This is a genomic window from Parendozoicomonas haliclonae (assembly GCF_900174585.1).
In the GTDB taxonomy this organism is placed as follows: domain Bacteria; phylum Pseudomonadota; class Gammaproteobacteria; order Pseudomonadales; family Endozoicomonadaceae; genus Sansalvadorimonas; species Sansalvadorimonas haliclonae.
On sequence record NZ_FWPT01000010.1, the window covers coordinates 29,339 to 46,556 of the forward strand.

The 17,218-nt window shown below is 48.3% G+C and carries 14 protein-coding genes; 6 read left to right on the forward strand and 8 right to left on the reverse strand.

The genetic code is table 11. The features are described 5' to 3' along the window. Positions 1-81 precede the first annotated feature (81 nt). Complete coding sequence (locus EHSB41UT_RS25055; RefSeq protein ID WP_087112425.1) at positions 82-738, reverse strand: cold-shock protein; 657 nt, start codon at positions 736-738, stop codon at positions 82-84. Positions 739-1,277: 539 nt separating this feature from the next. Here EHSB41UT_RS25055 and EHSB41UT_RS18900 point away from each other — a divergent pair. Next, on the forward strand, positions 1,278-1,610 hold the full coding sequence (locus EHSB41UT_RS18900) for an HU family DNA-binding protein (RefSeq protein WP_242667361.1): 333 nt from the start codon (positions 1,278-1,280) through the stop codon (positions 1,608-1,610). A 79-nt stretch (positions 1,611-1,689) separates the two neighbouring features. Here the strand turns inward: EHSB41UT_RS18900 and EHSB41UT_RS18905 are convergent, their stop codons facing one another. Continuing rightward, entirely contained in the window at positions 1,690-2,901 is a 1,212-nt protein-coding gene (locus EHSB41UT_RS18905) for an MFS transporter (protein ID WP_087112427.1), read from the reverse strand. A gap of 377 nt (positions 2,902-3,278) precedes the next feature. Here EHSB41UT_RS18905 and EHSB41UT_RS18915 point away from each other — a divergent pair, with 377 nt between their 5' ends. Then, on the forward strand, positions 3,279-4,658 hold the full coding sequence (locus EHSB41UT_RS18915; protein ID WP_207626705.1) for a permease family protein: 1,380 nt from the start codon (positions 3,279-3,281) through the stop codon (positions 4,656-4,658). A 54-nt stretch (positions 4,659-4,712) separates the two neighbouring features. Here the strand turns inward: EHSB41UT_RS18915 and EHSB41UT_RS18920 are convergent, their stop codons facing one another. Continuing rightward, positions 4,713-5,489, reverse strand: a complete 777-nt coding sequence (locus tag EHSB41UT_RS18920) for a transporter substrate-binding domain-containing protein (RefSeq protein ID WP_087112429.1) — start codon at positions 5,487-5,489, stop codon at positions 4,713-4,715. A 105-nt stretch (positions 5,490-5,594) separates the two neighbouring features. On the opposite strand from EHSB41UT_RS18920, the gene EHSB41UT_RS18925 reads away from it, so the two are divergent. Further along, a complete protein-coding gene (locus EHSB41UT_RS18925; protein WP_207626706.1) occupies positions 5,595-6,338 on the forward strand; it encodes an amino acid ABC transporter permease in 744 nt (247 codons plus the stop codon). Between the two features lie 147 nt (positions 6,339-6,485). Continuing rightward, positions 6,486-9,401, forward strand: a complete 2,916-nt coding sequence (locus EHSB41UT_RS18930) for an insulinase family protein (RefSeq protein ID WP_165767331.1) — start codon at positions 6,486-6,488, stop codon at positions 9,399-9,401. 63 nt (positions 9,402-9,464) lie between these two features. Here the strand turns inward: EHSB41UT_RS18930 and EHSB41UT_RS18935 are convergent, their stop codons facing one another. The 4 genes from EHSB41UT_RS18935 to EHSB41UT_RS18950 all read right to left on the reverse strand — a co-directional run bounded on the left by EHSB41UT_RS18935 (position 9,465) and on the right by EHSB41UT_RS18950 (position 13,659). After that, positions 9,465-10,487 (reverse strand): DUF2860 family protein, encoded by a 1,023-nt coding sequence (locus EHSB41UT_RS18935; RefSeq protein WP_087112432.1) that lies wholly within the window; start codon positions 10,485-10,487, stop codon positions 9,465-9,467. Positions 10,488-10,645: 158 nt separating this feature from the next. Continuing rightward, positions 10,646-11,551 (reverse strand): tRNA modification radical SAM protein MnmL/YtqA, encoded by a 906-nt coding sequence (gene mnmL, locus EHSB41UT_RS18940; protein ID WP_087112433.1) that lies wholly within the window; start codon positions 11,549-11,551, stop codon positions 10,646-10,648. Positions 11,552-11,705: 154 nt separating this feature from the next. Beyond that, positions 11,706-12,011, reverse strand: a complete 306-nt coding sequence (locus tag EHSB41UT_RS18945; RefSeq protein WP_133060578.1) for a hypothetical protein — start codon at positions 12,009-12,011, stop codon at positions 11,706-11,708. A 70-nt stretch (positions 12,012-12,081) separates the two neighbouring features. After that, complete coding sequence (locus EHSB41UT_RS18950) at positions 12,082-13,659, reverse strand: peptide ABC transporter substrate-binding protein (RefSeq protein WP_087112435.1); 1,578 nt, start codon at positions 13,657-13,659, stop codon at positions 12,082-12,084. A 139-nt stretch (positions 13,660-13,798) separates the two neighbouring features. Here EHSB41UT_RS18950 and EHSB41UT_RS18955 point away from each other — a divergent pair, with 139 nt between their 5' ends. Continuing rightward, the gene (locus tag EHSB41UT_RS18955; protein WP_087112436.1) at positions 13,799-14,071 is read left to right on the forward strand and encodes a hypothetical protein; all 273 of its coding nucleotides are present in this window, start codon (positions 13,799-13,801) and stop codon (positions 14,069-14,071) included. 14 nt (positions 14,072-14,085) lie between these two features. On the opposite strand, the gene EHSB41UT_RS18960 is transcribed toward EHSB41UT_RS18955, so the two are convergent. Then, on the reverse strand, positions 14,086-14,469 hold the full coding sequence (locus tag EHSB41UT_RS18960; RefSeq protein WP_087112437.1) for an acyl-CoA thioesterase: 384 nt from the start codon (positions 14,467-14,469) through the stop codon (positions 14,086-14,088). A 252-nt stretch (positions 14,470-14,721) separates the two neighbouring features. On the opposite strand from EHSB41UT_RS18960, the gene EHSB41UT_RS18965 reads away from it, so the two are divergent. Continuing rightward, the gene (locus EHSB41UT_RS18965; RefSeq protein WP_165767332.1) at positions 14,722-17,190 is read left to right on the forward strand and encodes a DUF1631 family protein; all 2,469 of its coding nucleotides are present in this window, start codon (positions 14,722-14,724) and stop codon (positions 17,188-17,190) included. The last annotated feature ends 28 nt before the right edge of the window (positions 17,191-17,218 follow it).

Genomic DNA, 17,218 nt, shown 5'->3' on the forward strand with positions numbered 1-17,218 from the left:
ATCTGAAAGGGTAGAAACTTTGTGCCGGGGCTGTGTGAACAGCGAGCCCGGCACGAATATCTGGGAAGATTTAAATAGCTGTTAGCGTTCTACCGCCACATCTTCTGCCTGCAGACCTTTCTCTTTTTTCGCTACGACAAAGTGTACGCGCTGACCATCACTCAGAGTCCGATGGCCTTCACCGCGAATCGCCCGATAGTGTACGAAAATGTCCTCACCGGAATCACGGGTAATAAACCCGAATCCTTTGGAAACATTAAACCATTTAACAATCCCGCCTTCACGGCCGCTTTCCAGAGCCGCGACAGGTGCGGATTTGGCAGCATTGCTGTTGGCTGGATTCAGGAGGTGCAGGTTACAGATAAAGTGCAGAACCAGACCGGAAATCAACAGACCGAGGGTAACCAGCGGAGTATTGGCCAGAACCGGGTCAACATGCAGTCTGGCGAACGCGTTTGCCGCAGCAAGGATACCCGCTGCCAGAAAAGCCAGTGAGGCCAGAACCTGTAGAGGCTTTCTCGGTGGTGGCAAGGTTGCCAGGTAACAGCCGGACAGCAGGTTGGCAAAGGCGCCGGTCAGCATAATCAGCAGGGCGCTGTCTGTATAAAACTCACTGGCTGAAGCGACAGGAGAAACATTTGGGTAAAGTGATTGGGTGATTGAAGGTGCCGCAAAAAACAGCACGGTCAGAATAAGACCGGTGATGAATTGCAGAAATTTAAGTGTTGAGAGAAACATGTCCGTCCCGTGTATGTCACAAATCTGTTGTTGGTATTATTGAAAAAATAAAGGACTGCAATAGTAATTTAACGCGAATTGCCGGTGCGTCACAATATTTGTGTAACAATGCAGCGCATAAAAAATAGTAGAAAATCACTTTAATCGGTAAAAATAGGTTAAAAAACACTCGCAAGCCGAAAATACGTGGTTTATATTGGTTTTTAACCGCTTCTGAAAAAAGGTTGTAAGCGGGTTTGGCTGAAAATATTTCCGTTAAGCCTGTCGGATCCTGAGTAGTATTCAGTTTATCTCCGGAAGGGAATATCCGGAGTGATCGCATCGGAAGCGATCAGGTGTTTTCACAGGATGTTAGCTTTATTGTTGTCGTGACCTGCAGTTGTCTCCGCTGCGCGCTTATATAAACAGAGTTCAATGAGTCGGATATTTTTATCCTGACTTTTAAGGGTTCAGCAGGTCATTTGGATGTGAGGGCTAGTCAGCCCATCGCTGAAGAATTCGGAATTTCAATGTTAGGACGACATCTCCGGAGACAAAATATGGCTGGCTCAGCAATTAAAGAAAAATACAGCAAAACCCAGATCTTGAATGAGATCGCAGAAAACACCGAACTCAGTCGTAAGGACGTCAGCAACGTTCTTGATGAGCTGACTGATCTTATCGAACGTCATATTAAAAAGCGTGGCTGTGGTGAATTTATTATTCCCGGCCTGCTGAAAATTGTGACCAAGAAAAAGCCGGCCCAGAAAGCCAAAAAGAATGTCCCTAATCCCTTCCGTCCTGGTGAGTTGATGGATGTGGCTGCCAAGCCTGCATCAATTCAAGTGAAGGTTCGTCCGCTCAAGAAGCTGAAAGACTTTGCCTCTATGTAAGTTTTTGAGTGGTGTAATAAAGGCCTGATTTGATTCAGGCCTTTTTTATGGACGCAATTTTTAAACTCGCATTAACGAATCAAGCCATAGCGAGGCTGAGTCTTGGCACCGGGCGGTCATTGATCGGCAGGTGAATCAAGGCAGCGGCAAAAGCCAGAACCACAGTAGACCACCAGATTGGATCGTAGGAACCGTAGAAGTCATAAATACGACCGCCAGCCCATGCGCCCAGGAAACTGCCCACCTGATGGGTGAAGAACACCAGCCCGTAAAGGGTGGAGAGGTAACGGGCACCAAAAATCTGTCTTACCAGACCTGAAGTCAGTGGCACCGTTCCCAGCCAGCAAAAGCCAATTGCGGCACCAAACAGGGCGGCCGTATGCTCCGTGACTGGCAGGGTTACAAAAGCCGCAATCACAGCGGTACGCAACAGATACAGTGCAGACATCACATGGCGCTTGCTGAACTTATCGCCCATCACGCCCCAGAAGTAGGAACCGAAGATATTGAAAATGCCGACATAAGCCAGAGCCATGGCTGCAGTCGCGGTCGGCAGGTCTTTATCTGCCAGATAGCTGGGCAGGTGAGTGGCAATAAACATGACGTGGAAGCCACAAACAAAGAAACCCGCATGGATCAGCCAGTAACCTTTGTGGGCAAAGGCTTCTTGCAGTGCCTGCTTCAGGGTTTGTTCATCTTCGGAGTTGGTGGCCGCCTGCTGCTTTGGCTGTGCTGTTTTCATAAACAGTCCAAAGGCGATCATCACGGTACACATCATGGCGAATGCTTGCAGGGCTCCCTGCCAGCCGAATTGAGTCATCAGAGACTGCGCGCCCGGGATCATGGCAAACATGCCGAAAGAGCCGGCCGCCGTGGTCAGGCCAAAAGCTTTCGCCGCATGTTCAGCAGGAACAACCTTCGCCACAGCCCCTAAAACAATCACATAGCTGGTGCAGCTTAATCCCAGACCAACCAGTGCACCCAGCGAGAGATACAGTGTTTCCGGCGCCAAAGCTGTAGAAGTCAGATACAAGCCCAGTGCATAGCTGATCGCACCCGCCAGAATAATTTTCTTGGAACCCCATTTGTCAGCGGCCATGCCAATAAAAGGTTGGAACACACCAAAGAGCAGGTTCTGCAGTGCAATTGCAAAACTGAAAAATTCACGGCCTGTCTGAAAATGTTCGGACACCGGCATCATAAAAATACCGAACGACTGACGGATACCCAGACTGGTAATCAGAATACCGATACCCAGCCAGACCAGAAGAGGAAAGCGGAAAATGCTCATGGAAGAATGACCTGATGAGTCTGGGTAGAGTGACTGGTTTCCTGATGGCAACCGGCGCTGGTGGCCTGTTGTGCCAGAGTATTCAGAAACAAGGGCGAATGATGGACAGCTATCAAACTGAGAATCAGTAAAGCCGTCATCCTTGCCAGTTGGGCAGAAAGAGACTGTGAGAACATGATGCTGGCTGGTGAGAGAGTGGGGATTAAAATTAATTTGAATAATAAGCCGATATTTGAATGGGTAAATGAGTAGATAGCGTATCGGCAATACAAGAATGGACAGTTCAGACCTTTGCTTGTCCTGAAGGTGAATTCACAAAGTAGAGCTTCCTCCGTATGATCAAAGTGGCTGGTTAATCAAAACAATAAGAACAGACTATGCAACAGACTCAGGATCAGGCTTCCCGGCAGGAATGTCCGGAGCCCAGTAATGGTATACGCTGGTTTGGCGTCACTACCCGCATTCCACTTATCCACACACGTTTACGCTGGGGAGAGTTTCTGCAAGGGAACCTGGTATCTGCAGCCACGGCTCTGGCACTGGTGCCTTTATTAACCGGTTACTTCGGGCTGAGTTTTGAAGAAGCGGTTGCCATGACCTTTCTTCACTCAACGTTGCTATGTGTTTCCTGGTGGGTATTTGGCGAGCCCTATGCCCCTGGCTGGATTACTCCGGCATTGCCGTTTGTTATGACGCTGGTGCTGGCTGACCCTTCCCAGTCGCCAACGGAACGTATTCAGTTGATGACGGCCCTTTCTCTAAACTTTGCCTTCCTTTTGGCTGTGCTGGGTGTCACCGGTCTTGGAGCCCGTTTGGTTCGTATTATTCCCGATGTCTTAAAAGGGGCGGTGATTCTCGGTGCGGGGCTGGCGGCCTTTATCAAGGTGTTTGATCTTTCTGTAGAGAAGAATATTTTTAATTCACACCCGATAACCGCCTCTGTGGCTATTGGCCTTTCTCTTTTGCTGGCATTTTCTGAGCCTGTGCAGCGGTTGCGGCTGAAATACCCACTTGTTGCCCGCCTCGCAGCATTGGGTCTTTTGCCGGGCTTTGTTATCGGAATGCTGGCGGGTGGTCTGACCGGTGAGCTGACGTTTGAAATTGAATCCGGATTTTATCTGCTCCCGTTTGGTGACCTGTTTGCCAAAGTTTCTCCTTTTGCCATCGGGTGGCCGAGCCTGGAGATGTTTATTAATGGTTTACCCATTGCCTTGATTGCTTATCTGCTGTTCTTTGGTGATCTGGTTACGGGCGATGCTCTGCTGAAAGATGCGGCGAAAGAAAAGACCGATGATGAGTTAAATATCAACCATTCCCGTACCCATTTGAGCATGGCGATACGTAATTTTCTGATGGGCGTGATTGCTCCTTTCTTTCCTACGCAGGGCATTCTCTGGACGGGTATTCATGTAGTGATTGTTCAGCGCATTAGGGAAGAGAAAAACAAAATTCGCAGCCTCTTCGATGGTATCAGCTCCTATTATCTGTTGGGGCTGCCATTGATTTTCTGTATTACGCCTGTTGTGACGGGTATTAAACCGATGATGCCGGTTGCGCTGGTCTTAACACTCGCACTCACCGGATTTGCCTGTACTTATGTGGCGTTGAGCAAAGCACGAACAAATACGGAGTTTGGTGCCATGTTAATGGGAGGTGTTTTTCTGGCGTTGATGGAACCGTGGATAGGGCTATTGATGGCGGTTGTTACGGTGCTGTTGCTGGTGGATTTGAAAGCTCGGCCTGCTGAAGAAACCTGAGTGAATGACAGCCACTCTTTTTAAGTGATTCCCAAGTGGCTGTCTTCAAGAATGTTAAGGCATCCAGCGAGCTTCCAGTTCAGTAAAGAAACCCTGAGCTTTGCGGAAGGTGATCCAGTGATTAATGTAGTTAATCCATACCTGATCATCCTGAGGTAAAAGAATCGCCAGAGGCTTGGCTTTGCGCGGAGGGAAGGGCAGAACGGCCAGTTGAGGATACTTGGCGACCAGTTTTGAAGCTTCCAGGTTTGAAGTCAGTGCAACGTTGGCTCGACCAGAGAGCAGCTCCTGGAAATCCCGTGCAGGGGCTTCAACAGCCTTCAAGCTTGCCGCCGGGAAATACTCTTTGGCTTCCTGTTCAAACACCGTTCCCAGAGTCACGGCGACTTTCACATCACCCTTGTTGATATCGTCCCAATTGGAAAACTTTTCGAGATCTGCTTTGCGGACCAAAGGCACAGTACCCACAGAGAAGTAAGACTGGGAATAGCCGGCAACCTTGGCGCGGCCCATATTGATGGATGCGCTGGTGGACATATCGTATTTATTCGCCACTACACCGTTGACCAGTGTCTTCCAGTCTGCAGGAACCAGTTTCAGCTTTACGCCCATATCTTCTGCCAGAGCCTTGGCGACATCGATATCAAAACCCTGATACTGATTGGTAGCCGGGTTGCGGACGGACATTGGATCCCAGTCACCGGTTGTGCCAACGCGAAGAACACCACTTTCCAGAATGCTGTGCAGGCGGGAACCATCAGCGACAGCCTGTGACAGGGGCAGAACCGCCAGCAGAGCAGAAAACACCAGACGAGAAAATATTTTTATCATGATCCGTTTTCATTATTTGAGGGTATCAGCCAGACCATAACGGATTTTTGCTGCTGCCCTCAAGCAGGTATCATGACAGAACAAATGAAAATAAAGATGTTATTCATGTTGAGTTCTATTTTACGCCCTTTGTGTCTGGTCGTTATTGCACTGGCTTTGTCTGGCTGTTCTTCAGACTATCAGTGGGGCTGGTATGTTGTTTCTCCGGTAACAGAATCCGGACGTATCAATCTTCAGTTTCTGGCTACAGGCGCCTTGTATACGCTGGGTATCAGTCTGCTGGCGTTTACTCTTGCCATGCTGGCGGGCCTGATTATTGCTCTGCCCGGGCTCTCCTCTCACAAGCCTTTACGGGCATTTAACCGGGTGTATGTAGAGACCTTCCGCTCCATTCCCGTGCTGGTGATGATCCTGTGGATTTACTACGGCCTGCCAATTGTATCGGGAATCGAACTGTCGGCTTTTGCGGCAGCAGTGATTGCATTGGCGATTTGTGAAAGTGCTTTCCATGCCGAGATTTTTCGGGGCGGTGTGAATGCGATTGGCAAGGGGCAGTTTGAAGCGGCCGAAGCATTGGGGCTGAACTACTTCCAGAAAATGTATTGTGTGATTCTCCCTCAGGCCATTCGGAAAATGATTCCCCCTCTGGCCAACCAGTTTGTCTATATGTTGAAGATGTCATCTCTGGCTTCGGTGATAGGTGTTCAGGAGTTAACCCGTCGAGCTAATGAGCTGCAGATCAGTGAATATAGGGCTATGGAGATATACTCCATTCTGGTTCTGGAATATCTGGTATTGGTGTTGCTGTTTTCATGGCTGGCAAGAAAGCTGGAAAGGAAAGCGGCTTAACCAAAAGCTGATCATGGCCGCTTATGGAACGAGCTTCTGTAGGCGGTTTGATATGAGGCCTGATTGTATTGTTATGGTTGGATAAGGACAACAAGGTGTTGTCTTTTTGTTGAATAAAAAAGAGATATGTCGGGTTTTAACCGGCAAATGAATAAGGATGTTAATTTAATAATGAAAAGGCTTTGTTTTACCGTTTTATCAATTTTGGCATCCGTCACTTTGACAAGCTGTGCAAGGTTCAATGGCTCTTCTGATTCCGAGCCAACAGGTGCTATTCAAGAAAGCTCGGCACAAATTATCAAAAGCCCCAACGATGATCGTGATTATCGGTATCTTGTACTTGAAAATGGTTTGAAGGTGCTTCTGATTTCTGATCCTGAAACCGATAAGGCCGCTGCCGCTATTGATGTCAATGTTGGAAACTGGCATGACCCGAAGGATAGAGCAGGGCTGGCACACTTTGTTGAGCATATGCTATTTATCCAAAGTGAAAAGTACCCCAAAATCGACGGTTATAAACACTTTGTGGAAGATCATGGTGGCGGTTCAAATGCTTATACATCGGACTTAAATACGAATTACCATTTCTCTGTTAATTCTGACAGCTTAAGGGAATCTCTTGACCGGTTTGCCTATTCCATTGGGCAACCCATTCTTAGCGAAGAGTATGTTGAGCGTGAGCGAAACGCTATTGAATCAGAATATCGATTAAAATTTAAATCAGACAGCCGAAGAGGTCGTGCCATTAGTGGTGCAACATCCAATCCTGATCATCCTTATTTAAAATTTGGTGTTGGGTCACTGGATACTCTAGATAATAAGGCAGGCAAGCTTCTGCAAGATGTCAAAAGCTTCTACGAAAATTATTATGTTGCCGGTAATATGAGTGCGGTTGTTTATGGAAAAGAATCTTTGCTTACTCTTGAAGCCTGGGCTCGAGAGTCTTTTTCAATCTTCCCTGAAGGGAATGTTCCTGAACTCAATCTTGATGAGCCTGTTTTTCTACCAGGGCAGCGTGGGGTGAGAATTAATTTCGAGCCGATAAAAGATAATCGTTATTTGACACTTAACTTTCCTCAGCCTCCAGCTCAACAGTTTTATGATGAAAGCCCGATGTATCTTTTAGGTTTTTATCTAGGGGATGAAGCCTCAGGGAGTCTCCATAGTTTATTGAAAGAAGAAGGTCTTATCGAATCACTAGAGGCTTACACCTCAGGTATTGGAAATTATCTCAGTGAGTTTTCTATTGGTATAGAGCTGACAGATGATGGATATAACCAAATAGATAAGATTGTTGCTCTGGTTTTCGATCACATTGATCTTGTACGACGAGAAGGGATCAAGCGAGAGCACTTTGATGAAGCTGCTGTAATGGCTGATCTTAGTTTTCGATTTGCTCAAAAAGGGAGTGCCTATTCTCTGGCTAAGGCACTCTCATATCGGCTTAATCACTATCCACCCCATAGGGTTGTAGATGTTGGCTATGGTTTTAAGCATTTCGATGAGGGGTTAATACGGGAGTATCTTGAGAATTTGACGGTTGAAAACCTCCGAATGTATGTTGCTGCAAAGGATCAAAGTTTTGATCGTGTGGAGCCATTTTATGATGTTCGGTATAGCATTGAAGCACTTGATAATAAGTTGATGAAGCGCCTGGAGAACCCTCAGATTCAGCCCGAATTATCTTTACCTCAATCTAATCCCTATATTCCGGAGAGTGTTGAGTTATATTCCATGGAAAAGGAGGGGCAAACGGTTCCAGAGCTGCTTCTCGAAAAGCCTGGTTTAAGAGTCTGGCATCTGCAGGATGCTACTTTTCATGTGCCAACCAGTAATATCCACATGAAGTTTTCATCACCTCTGGCCAGTGACTCAGCTGCAAGTGTTATGAAGCGGCAGATTCTTTTTGGTATGGTCGCCCGTCAGATTAACAAATACTTTTATCCGGCTGGTTATGCTGGCTTGTGGGGAACGATATCAGGGACAAGTGAAGGTGTTTATCTAGGAATGTCCGGTTATAGTGACAAGCAACCTGTGCTCCTGGAGATGCTCGTTTCGGGTTGGGAAACTGTAGAATTAACTGAGGTTGACTTTAGACGTCAAAAGAAGAAATTAAAAAAAGATCTTGAAAACTATAGCCTCTCAAAGCCGATGACGCAGGTTTCCTATTCCTTTAGGGACACTTTGAACCCACGAATGTACAGTGATAAACAGGAATTGGCAGCCCTAAAAAATATTAAATTGGAAGATATTCGTCAATTTAAAAATCAGCTTTTGAGTGAAGCTCATTTGGAGGTGTTCGCACACGGTAATGTTACCCGGGAGCATACTCTTGCTATGGCTGATACAGCCAGCCGTCTGATTGATAGGCCTGGCAGCTCCGTTCGGACTTCTGTTTATGATTTAAGCAATGTGGATACTCTTCTTATTCCTTTGGAGGTAGACCATACGGATTCGGTTTCATTTCTCTATTTTCAGGGAAGTGAAAACAGCCGTACAGCTAATGCTCAGTTCAGTCTGTTGGCAGACTTGCTAGGGCCTGAGTTTTTTACAGAGTTAAGAACCAATCAGCAGTTGGGCTACTCCGTTTCGGCAAGGTCGTATCACGTTAATGATCGCCCTGGGTTGACGTTTATGGTTCAGTCTTCGGTTGCCGGTCCGGATGAATTGAATAGTAAAATTTATGAGTTTTTACATGATCAACTGGCTGTCATTCAGCAGGTGGAACAAGAGAAGCTGGATACATTAAAGGAATCATTGCTTCATCGGCTTGCAGCCAAGGATAGAAATCTTGGTGAACGCTCTAATCGTTACTGGAGAGCTATTCTTGATGAGGATTATGACTTTCAGGAAACCAAGCTTTTAGCTGAAGCCGTTAACTCGGTAACCAAGGAACAGTTAATTCATTTATTTAAGAAATCTGTGCTTGCGGATGGCGCTCTCTCGCTGGAAGTTCACAGTGTAGGAACCAATGATCAGACCGGTTATTCAAATATAAAGAAAGCAGACAAAGTTTTGTGCCTTGAATCCTGCCTGGATGATCAAAAAGTTCCTCTGATTTGATCTTGATGAAGAAGACGATAGGCGGTTTTACTATCGTCTTCTTCTATTGTCGCTGTAATCTTTTCAGAACCGATAAACCATCCCGGCCGACAACGCTCCCACATCGGCATCATAAAATTTGATGTTTGAATGGGAACGGATGGCTGCAAGGCTCAGCATGGCATGCCAGTCTTTCCATTCAAAAGGTTCACTGTAGAACAGTGAAAACGACGCTCCATAGATATTATCTTTTTGTGTTTTGCCGCTGAATGCTGGAATTGGATTGGCTTTGTCGTGTTTGTTTCTGCCGGCTATCAGGTTAGTAACTGTTTGCCACTGAGTGTCTTGCCAGATATAGCTCAGCTGAAAAATATACTCATCCGAGGCCATGGCTTTGCCATCAAGGTCGTATTTGGTCGCCTGAAAGGATGGAATCAGTATTTGTTTCTCATCCAGTGACCAGCGGTACAGAACCTCTGCTGAGCGCGAATCACCTTTTCTTTCCAGCAAGTGCTGTTGTGCAGGTGTGAGCCCAAGGCTCTCACCACTGTACTCCTTATCAATCTTGATTTTACGTGCAGACAGTTTGACCTGAGCATGGCTGCCCATGATCTCGTTCCAGCCAATGACACCACCGGTGCTCTTCCGATCGGTCTCCTTACGTTTGGTATTGGTTTGATAAGGATCCTTCCAGACTTTGGTTGGGAAGGCAGTAAAGAGCAGGCCGGCGGAGAACTCACCGAGATTATTACACTGTTGACGTACACCCAGCTCAGTTGCGTAGTCATAACGTATCCAGTCTTCGAGGGTATTGCCGAGGTACACCTGCGTTTTACTTTCAGCCCACGTATAAACCAGCTCACCGTTCACAAAGGCTGAGGCTTTGGATTCTGATTTGGGTGCCTTAGTCAGGCTCTGGATACGGTCTTTGGAAATTTTATCGGTCGCGTTTCCGGCAACCATATTGCTTTTTAAAGAGATGCCATTCAATCCAACGCTGATAAAGCCAGAGAAACCTGTTTCATCAGGCATGGATCCTATGGCCGATGTGCAGACGCCAAGATTGAGAGAGACTGCGCTGACAATACCGAATGTGAGTTTATCCATCGAAGCGTCACCCTGTGCGAAGAAGCTTGCAAAACTTCTCAAGCATAGATGACGCTTTCTGATTGTGTGGCGTTCACAGAAATGCCGAAAACGACGATGGATGTTTGGATGGGAGGCCCTCGTCAATAGGTGAGAGGGCTAGAGTCTGGATGAACGATCTAGTCTTTAGTGCTGCGTTCTTCCAGACGCTTGTAAACTGCACCCAGAATATCCCACTTGTGTTTAACCCACTCCGGAGCCAGCAGATACTGGTGCTCACCTGAACCGGTAAGGCGATGAAATAGCAGGTCTTTGGGAGCGGTAAGAATAATTTCTGTCAGGGTTTCAACGTAATCGTCCATGGAGAGCTCAGGAATATCTCCCTGCTTCCACTCCCGCGCCATCTGCGTACCTTTCACAATATGCAGCGGATGTACCTTAATAGCTCTGACACCCAGATCGAGAATCTTCTTGTAGGTGACCAGTGTGTCTTTGGCTGTTTCACCAGGCAGGCCCATGATGATATGGGTGCAGATATTCAGATCGTATTTATGCGCCCGAATAATGGCATCTTCATAGTCGGCAAAGGTATGACCGCGGTTGATGCGCTCGAGTGTGGCATCAAAGCTTGATTGCAGACCCAGCTCCAGCCATATCTCTTTTCCCTGAGCCTGATAAGAGGCCAGAAGTTCCAGAACCGGGTCAGGAACACAGTCAGGGCGGGTGCCTACGCACAAACCAATCACATCCGGCTCGGCCAGAGCCTGATCGTAGAGAGCTTTGAGCTGCTGCAGATCGCCATAGGTATTGGAGTAGGACTGAAAGTACGCCAGATACTTGCGAGCCTTTCTGACCTTGGCAACTTTCTCCCGGGCAGCGGCAAGCTGCTCGGTGACCGAGAGCGCACTGTTGGTGCTGTTAGGGCTAAAGGAGCGGTTATTGCAAAAGGTGCAGCCACCAATGCCTTTGGCGCCATCGCGGTTTGGACAGGTGAAGGCCGCATTCACAGAGAGCTTGTGGATGCGTTCGCCATACTTGCTTTGCAGATAGCGGCCAAAAGTATTTACGTAGCGGGTCAGATCCATGGCTGTCACACTGAATTAGCAGAGGCGGCACGGTACTTGGAAATGGCGGCTGAGCCTATGCGGGATAATGCCGATAGCGATTGGCGGTTTTGGCGGTGACAGGAAGGTTTTTACGGTAGGAAAAGCCCCTCCGGAGAGAGGCTTTGAGAAGGAATCAGGACTGCTTGCGGATTTTCTCCAGCATATCCTTAACGACCTTTTTTGCATCCCGCTCATAGGCAGCCCGGGATTTTGCGGGCTTCAGATTGCCTTTCTGATCGATAATCTTGCGGGCCAGCTTGCGGGCAACAATGGCAACCACTTCATCCATAAAGGTGTCATCGAAGATGTTCTTATCGACGAACTGCAGCTGAATCAGCATCTTTTCCCGGGGCTTGCCCTGCTCATTGAAATGAATGGCAAAGTCGCCGCTGTCTGACGTGCTCTGGGAGATCGTCAATGTAAAGTGCTCGCCGCTCATGGCCATTCGCCTCTGTAATCTCATAAACCCTATGTCGGCATGGCGGCAGGGCACTTTACGGGCTATCTCATCACTTTTTCAGGGAGAGGTAGCGGGTCATAACCAGATCGCGGGGATTATCGTACCAGCCCTTAACTTTCGGGTTCACGAGGGAAGGAGAGACATAATAATAAAGCGGCACGACGGGTGCGCTTTCAGCCAGGATTTTCTCCAGCTCAATGAATAGCGTCTGACGATTGGCCTCCGGCTTATTCAGCTGGCTGAGTAGCTTGTCATAAGCCTTATCCTGATAGCCAGGCTTGTTACTGCCACTGTCGCTTTCAAAAATGGAGAGCATGCTGACCGGGTCATTGAAATCGGCGACCCAAGAGGCTCTGGCGACTTCAAAATCCTGTGCCCGGAACTTGGCAAGTACCGACTTCCACTCCATATTTTCCAGCGTGACTTTAACTCCCAGATTTTGTTTCCACATGCTGGCTGCGGCAATGGCGATCTTTTTACGGGCTTCGCTGGTGTTGTAGAGCAGGGTGAACTGCAGTGGATTGTCCTTTGAATATCCAGCTTCTTTATAGAGCCTGCGAGCTTCCGCAAGGCGTTCATCCCTCGCCTGTTGCAGCTCGGTGGTCATCTTCGGCATGCCACTCATATAGGGAGGCGTAAAGGTATAAGCTGGCATCTGACCTTCACCCAGCACCTTATCGGTTATAAGTTCCCGATCCATAGCCAGAGAAAGAGCCTTGCGCAGTTTTGGGTTATCAAAAGGCGCCTTGCGGGTATTAAATGCAAAATACTCGATACCCAGCATATGGGTTTTGTGCAACTCATCAGCGAGTTCCTTGCTGAGTTTTGGATACATCTCGGCAGGAATGTCGAGTGTCATATCCAGTTCACCCGCCCGGTAGCGATTGAAAGCCGCATTGGCTGATGGGAGCGTGAGGTAGCTGACGCTGTTGATGGCCAGCTTGTCGTGATCCGGATGTTTCGCATTCGCAGCCAGATCCATCTTCTCGTTGACGATCCATTCACTGAGAGAATAAGGACCATTGGTTACCAGATTTTCTGGCAGGGTCCAGTTCTGGCCATGCTTTTCCAGTACACCGGGAGGAGTAGGGTAGAGAACCGGCATTACCAGCATCTCCAGCAGCCATGGCGTGGATTGTTCGAGCTGTACTTGCAGAGTATCGGGAGTAATCGCTTTGACGCCCAGGGAGTCTGGTTTGGCCTCGCCTTTGGTGATTGCTTTAGCGTTTTGCACTGACATCATATCCAGATACCAGGCATAGGGAGAACCAGTATTGGGATCTACGGCCCTTTGCCAGGCGCGAACAAAGTCATCTGCGGTGACGGGCTGACCATTGGACCACTGGCTGCTGCGGAGTTTGAAAGTCCAGGTTTTGCCATCTTCTGAGGTTGTCCAGCTGGTGGACTGCCCGGGAACAATCTTTCCTTCCGGGTTGCGATGAACCAGACCATCAAACAGGTCGTTCACTACCCGCATGCCGGGCAGGGTATGTACAAGCTGGGGATCGAGGGACTCAGGCTCTGAAGTGTTAGCCCGGTTGATATGCTGGTCGCTTGATGGCTGCGCCCAGCTAAAGAGTGCTGTTGCCGATAGCAACAGGAGTGTCAGAAATCTGGCAGGGGTCATGGCGGCTCCATTCCTTAAGCTAGCCTTTAAGATACTGGTGAATCCAGAGATAGCCAATCATGGCGTATGAGGAGGCTCGGCTGCAAACCGGCAGCGGGTCTTTAATTTCTGAGAATCATTTCTGAGAAAGGAGTCTCTTATGAGTGTGGGAAGTTCAGGAGTTCAGTCTACGCCAACCGGTGCACCGCAGGGAATCCCCGGTAATCAGAATCCTGCCGCCAAAGGTAAGGTTGATAATGCTGACGCCGATGCTTTTGATAATGCGCTGGGCGCGGATCAAAAGGTGAAAGAAGAGAAGAAGCTGACACCAGAAGAAGAGTTAAAAAAGGCGATGGCAGAGCATTCCGTAAAACAATTTATGGAACGCTCCAAAGAACACACAGAAGAGACTAAAAAGAACTTTGAGGGCTGATTTTTCAGCCTTATTCAATACTCTCTATCGACAGGGATAGACTGTCCCTGTTCATCAATCGCGACGTAAGTGAAGATCCCTTCCGTCACCTTCCGGCGCTGAGCTCCATGATGAACGCCCTTGCTCCAGACCTCAATGCGCACTCGCATGGAGGTTCGGCCTACCTTGATAATTTCTGTATGACAGCAGACCACTTCTCCCACAGCCACCGGGTGGTGGAAACACATGGACTCAATCGCTACGGTTGCGACGCGCGCATGGCAACGATCTTTAGCAGCCAGCCCGCCGGCAATATCCATCTGTGACAGCAGCCAGCCGCCAAAAATATCACCATTGGGGTTGGTATCCGCTGGCATGGCCAGAGTTCGGAGGGAGAGTTCTCCGCGGGGATGAGGCATCAGGTCGTTACTCCGGAAGGGGAATTCATGGCGAGTAGGCAAGATTAGTCCAGAGCGGCGTGCTCTCTCAATGCGGTTTTCTACAGATAGACCGCAGTTATACATATCTCTATAGCTGTGAGCCCTGCTTATCGCTCAAAGTTATAGGAATCTACAACCCCGCTCGGCCTGGCTCTCATATACTTTAATGGTTCCTTTATGCACTTTTCACGCAGGTCGTGGCTGTGCCAGAGCCTATGGGATGAGGTGTACATGGCTGGTAAGGATGCCAACATAATCAGACTGGATGCCAGTTGCGAGCTCCCTCCGCCTGATGAGGTGCCAGCTCAGATTATTCCTGTGCGTACACAAACCATCGATTATATCCGCCATCTCCTCCCCCCTCTCTTCGATCAGGCTGACGACACCCTCTTTATGATGTCTGGCCATGCCACCCTCCACGGCGAGCAAACCTTACTGTTTGATGGAATGAGAACTCTGCGGGTGCAAAAGCAGGCCGTCTCGGACCGTTTTCTTTCCGGGCTGGCGCGCTGGTTTGAGCCTGGGAAGCACCTTAACGAAGGGGAAAGTGAGCAGGCTCTGACAGAAGTGCGTTCCGATAATCTGGCTTTAGTGGGTGAGGAAGACCTGGAGGAACAGCTTGCCATTGCTGGCCTGCTGGATCGTGTGCAGCATGGTGAGTCCGGTAAACAGCTTAAGCTGCTTAATAATCGCCTGACCTCACTCTATCAATTGGACTCTCTCGCGTTAAAGAACAGCCCTGTCGGGCCGGTGGCAGCGGGCAGGGTTTTCCTCTCGGCGTTACAACCTCTGGAACTGCCGCTAAAAGTACGGCTGGTGGTGTTAAAAATCTTTGAGCAGTCTTATCTTTCCGATATTGAAAACTTCTACCGCAAAACCAACAACGAACTGCGTGATCAGGGTGTTTGCCCCGAGCTTGAAAAAGAGCTGCGTCAGCAGCGAGCGCAGGCCACCCGCGAAGCCAATGGTTGCGATAAAGAAGACAGTGAACAGATAGAAGAACCGTCAGAAGTCGATAATCCGATTCCCAAGCCTGAACCTTCTCCCGTTTCCACCTCATCAGAACCTGCAAAAACGAACCCTGTCGCCAGCTCTTCTCGGCCCAACGAATCTACGACGGCTTCTGAACTTGAACAGATGGAGCTGATGGAGTTGCTGTCTGTGATCCAGTCCCGTCAGCCGGAGATCGAAGAGGGTGGTATTGTGCCGGCCAGCCCAAGCTTGCGGGAAACGATGGATATTGCTCTTGCCGGTGTTCATGGCAAGAAGGCCCTGAACCTGCACGACAACGAGCTGATTGATATGGTGTCCATGCTGTTTGAATTTATCATGGATGACCATGAACTCTCAGCGCATATCAAATCACTGATTGGCCGTCTGCAAGTCCCCGTTCTTAAACTGGCCATTATTGATAAACAATTTCTGAGCAAACGATCACATCCGGCACGGCAGCTTCTAAATGGATTGGCCAGCGCGGGTACACAGGTATTGCGGCAGGGAGAAGCCCAGGGAAAACGTCTGGGCAATAAGGTTGAGCAGATTGTCTCTACCATCCTGCGGGAATTTGCCACAGATATCTCTTTGTTTGAAAGGGCGCTGAAGAGCTTTGAAGAATTCCTCCAGCAGGAAAAGCAACGTTTAGGTCGGTTGGAAAAACGACAGAAAAAAGCCGAGGAAGCCCGTAACCGCTCAGAAATGCTGCGTGTTCAGGTTCAGGATACCTTGGATCATAAACTCAAAGGGCAGGATATTCCGAAGAAGGTTATGCCTCTGGTTTATGAAGCCTGGGGGAGTTATCTGTTTATTACCGCGCTTAAGAAAGGTGATGAAAGTACGTCTTGGGAAAGAGCTCTGCGAGTCGTTGATCATATAGTGGCATCGCTCCAGCCATTGACGCCTGATAGCGAACAACGAAGAAGAGCCATGCTCCCTAAGCTTTATGAAACCATCGAGCTGGCATTGAAAAGCATTACCTACGACCCCTGTTTAACCGAGTTGTATTTGAAGGAATTGAAGAGTGTTCATTCGGCTTTGATTAAGAACGTTGAGCAGCTTTCGCAAAATGAAGATCAGCTACTGGAAAATGTTGCCGCGCTGGAGCAGATAAGTGAGAGCAAGCTTTCTCCCCATGTTTCTGATGCACCTTCCCTAAGTAAACAGCCCTCTGATAATCATGTTGAAAAAGAACCGCTGGTCGCCCCCCAAAAGAATAAGCCAGCTGAAGCGAAATCTTTGGTCACTGAGCCAGCAAAAGCTAATTTTAACGAGCTGCTAAATACGTGGCAGAACGATCAAGATGACAAACCGGAATCGAGCGAGGAGCTGTTTGATGAAGATGATGCAGAGTGCATCGTTCTTGAGTCGGTGGAAGGCGATTTGGATTTCTCGGTTATAGAAGACCCTGTTGTTAAGGATGACGGTCTTTCCGATCTGGCTGTGGGAGATGAAGTGATTTTTGCAGGAGGAGAAAAGGATGTTCGTTTCCGTCTGGCAGAAATTACCCATGATGGTCGTTATCTCTTTGAAAACGCCAATGGGTTGCGTGTTGCGGAAAAGAGTCGCAGCGAGCTTAGGTTGGCGGTGAAAAAAGGTGTTATCAAGCTGGTTTCAACAACAGAGAGCAAAGGTGGGGAAGCAGTTTTTGATCGGGCTTTAAAATCTGTTATTGGCAATTTCAAACTGTTTGGTGATAAAAAATAAATCTGATCTTCAATTTGTTCTTCAAGGC

Bases quoted from the DNA above. Each gene is read 5' to 3' on its own strand.
- EHSB41UT_RS25055 (WP_087112425.1), bottom strand. From the start codon at position 738: ATGTTTCTCTCAACACTTAAATTTCTGCAATTCATCACCGGTCTTATT.
- EHSB41UT_RS18900 (WP_242667361.1), top strand. From the start codon at position 1,278: ATGGCTGGCTCAGCAATTAAAGAAAAATACAGCAAAACCCAGATCTTG.
- EHSB41UT_RS18905 (WP_087112427.1), bottom strand. From the start codon at position 2,901: ATGAGCATTTTCCGCTTTCCTCTTCTGGTCTGGCTGGGTATCGGTATT.
- EHSB41UT_RS18915 (WP_207626705.1), top strand. From the start codon at position 3,279: ATGCAACAGACTCAGGATCAGGCTTCCCGGCAGGAATGTCCGGAGCCC.
- EHSB41UT_RS18920 (WP_087112429.1), bottom strand. From the start codon at position 5,489: ATGATAAAAATATTTTCTCGTCTGGTGTTTTCTGCTCTGCTGGCGGTT.
- EHSB41UT_RS18925 (WP_207626706.1), top strand. From the start codon at position 5,595: ATGTTGAGTTCTATTTTACGCCCTTTGTGTCTGGTCGTTATTGCACTG.
- EHSB41UT_RS18930 (WP_165767331.1), top strand. From the start codon at position 6,486: ATGAATAAGGATGTTAATTTAATAATGAAAAGGCTTTGTTTTACCGTT.
- EHSB41UT_RS18935 (WP_087112432.1), bottom strand. From the start codon at position 10,487: ATGGATAAACTCACATTCGGTATTGTCAGCGCAGTCTCTCTCAATCTT.
- mnmL (WP_087112433.1), bottom strand. From the start codon at position 11,551: ATGGATCTGACCCGCTACGTAAATACTTTTGGCCGCTATCTGCAAAGC.
- EHSB41UT_RS18945 (WP_133060578.1), bottom strand. From the start codon at position 12,011: ATGAGCGGCGAGCACTTTACATTGACGATCTCCCAGAGCACGTCAGAC.
- EHSB41UT_RS18950 (WP_087112435.1), bottom strand. From the start codon at position 13,659: ATGACCCCTGCCAGATTTCTGACACTCCTGTTGCTATCGGCAACAGCA.
- EHSB41UT_RS18955 (WP_087112436.1), top strand. From the start codon at position 13,799: ATGAGTGTGGGAAGTTCAGGAGTTCAGTCTACGCCAACCGGTGCACCG.
- EHSB41UT_RS18960 (WP_087112437.1), bottom strand. From the start codon at position 14,469: ATGCCTCATCCCCGCGGAGAACTCTCCCTCCGAACTCTGGCCATGCCA.
- EHSB41UT_RS18965 (WP_165767332.1), top strand. From the start codon at position 14,722: ATGGCTGGTAAGGATGCCAACATAATCAGACTGGATGCCAGTTGCGAG.